A 2,357-nucleotide genomic window follows, 5' to 3' on the forward strand; every position below is an offset into this window, starting at 1 on the left:
TTAGGCGTGTTCGTACCATCGCTATTACAATAACCGAAATAGCAATTATACAAATAACCAAAATAAACGCCCATTGCATATTAAAAAAATAGCAGTTAATAATATTTGCTTTGCATAAAAATTAGCGTACTACGGAAATACGGAATTTATAGCAAAAAATTATTTTCTTTAAAATAATCTATTACATCTTCATCCGAAGTTGCTTCATCTACTGCGTTTAAAATTTTTACGAAGTCCTCAAACTTATCTGTTTCATAACCCCCACAAGTTGTAAATTCTTCATCGCAAAAGAAAATCATTTCTCCCGGAATGGTCATTGAGCCTGCTCCATTAAGACTCCTAAATCTATGGCTTACTGCCCAACCTGTAAATTCTCCTTTGTGATATTTAGCGACATTTTCTTTTAGAGAAGCAAGTTGTTCTGAAAGTTTCTTGGTGTATTTGTTCAAATCAGATTTGGCTTCTTCCTTTTCTTTTTTTGCTCGTGAATACTCTCCACGAGAGTATTGAGAAGAATAACCATTGGGGGCAAAAATATCCATAGAAGATTCTGCTGATTCAATTTTTCTCTCACAGCGATTTATTTTAGATATCAAATTCTTGATTTCATCGCTAATTTTCATAATAGGCTCAATAGTAGTTACATCAATAAACATACTATCAACTCTTGTTGATATTGGCTCATAAGAATCAGGGTGATAGAGATAGTCTTTAAGCGTCTCTTTAACCAATTTCTCAGCTTTTTCCTCGTTAGAGAGTGTACAAGAAGTTATAACTAAAGCGGATAATACTAAAAACTTTTTCATAATCTGTCGTATTATTGGGTTATTTCTCAGGGAATAAACTTGTTAAGGCTCTTCTAATGGCTTGACGGATATCATCAGCTTCTGTTTCGCCTTGTCCTTCTGCTGTACAAGAACATATCATTTCATTGGTTTTTGCAGAGCTAAACTGTATAGTTACTTCTATTGTATAACCTAAACCTCTATTACGCCTGCCACTCTCACCATAATTGACGATTAGAGTTTCATTAGATAATTCGGGTTTAAGTTCGGGTAATATGATATATCCTTCTTTTATTAGTATTCCTGCTATTACATCACTTGGATTAACACTTTTGGTGGTTGAAGAACCATAGATACCGTATTGCCCACCATATGTACCTCCTATGCTTGATGTCAATTCCTTTGTTGGGGAAATGTATGCGTATTTATACATTTCAATAGGAGCATTCCTTACTATTACAGGCATTCGAAGTGGTGCACATCCATTCATTAATATAATGGCGCAAATAGCAAATAACCATTTTTTTATTACACTCATACACTACATATTTTAATCTCCAGTTCCAAAAGGAATTTAACCTATTAAAGAAGCGTGGAACTGTATGCCACATTCTTTACTTGAAGGTCGTAGGAAACCATAGATGCAGATGTAACAATAGCAGCCCACGCTATATGCGTGAGAACCACTATGCTATCCTTGCATCTAATTGAAAATTTCCTACGTTTTCAAGTACAAGATAAGCATAACGCTTCTTCTTAATTCTAATATGTTTTGGAAAGAGTAGTCTCAATCCGTTTACAAAGATATTTAATTTTATTGAGATACAATCAAATACTATCAAAATTACATTCTGAATCCTCTACTTTTTCTTGGTTCTTCTGTAGATTGTCGCAAACCTTGCCTTAATTTCTCCCATTGCTCTTTGAACCATTCGCCTATCGGCTGCCTGTTTATGGTCAGCACCAATTTATTCTCATCTATCGGACTTTTTTCAACCTTGAAAATATCATTCTTGATTTCAAATCTTCGTCTATGCTCTTCGGAATAGATTTTCCCATTGCATCTGATAGCTTCTTTTTTTGTCAAAAGACTGTTTACCATATCTTTGGTAAATCCGATGGCATAGCATAATTTTTCCATTCTCAGCATTTCTTTGAGCAGTGGGAACCAGTTGAACGCTTTTTCAAGAATGGTGTTTAATCGTGATATTTCCTTGTCTTTGGCTTCAAGCTCTTGATTATGTATTCCTTGCAGGTTACGAATTTGATTACCGTGCTGTTCCTGCATTTGTTGCATCTGAACTTTTAAGTCATCAAAGCTTTTGTCACGCTTGGCAATTTCATGACGTAAATTCTCGTTAGATTGTTCCAAATCTTTTAATTTACCGCTTCCGAAAAGAGAACCTACACTGCTGGTTATGGCTGTGGCTACATCGGTAGCTGCACTTTTGAGTTTGTCCGTACGTATCTCTGCTTTTACCTGTTTGAGTTCCTGCTCGGCGAGGCTTACCTGTTGCTCCTTGTGTCGCTTGGTTTCCTCTATACGTTGCAGTTCGGCTTTCTGCTTCTCAA

2 protein-coding genes and 1 pseudogene are annotated in these 2,357 nt (G+C 35.7%); all 3 read right to left on the reverse strand.

All coding sequences use genetic code 11. From position 1 onward, the window contains the following. Positions 1 to 146: 146 nt before the first annotated feature. Positions 147 to 806, reverse strand: a complete 660-nt coding sequence (locus KTR06_RS24240; RefSeq protein WP_117677820.1) for a hypothetical protein — start codon at positions 804 to 806, stop codon at positions 147 to 149. Between the two features lie 19 nt (positions 807 to 825). Further along, entirely contained in the window at positions 826 to 1,323 is a 498-nt protein-coding gene (locus KTR06_RS24245) for a hypothetical protein (protein ID WP_117677821.1), read from the reverse strand. A 306-nt stretch (positions 1,324 to 1,629) separates the two neighbouring features. Next, positions 1,630 to 2,357 (reverse strand): annotated as a pseudogene (locus KTR06_RS24250) (mobilization protein); the annotation flags it as partial.

Origin of the sequence: Bacteroides sp. MSK.20.12 (genome assembly GCF_019052435.1) — a bacterium.
In the GTDB taxonomy this organism is placed as follows: domain Bacteria; phylum Bacteroidota; class Bacteroidia; order Bacteroidales; family Bacteroidaceae; genus Bacteroides; species Bacteroides xylanisolvens.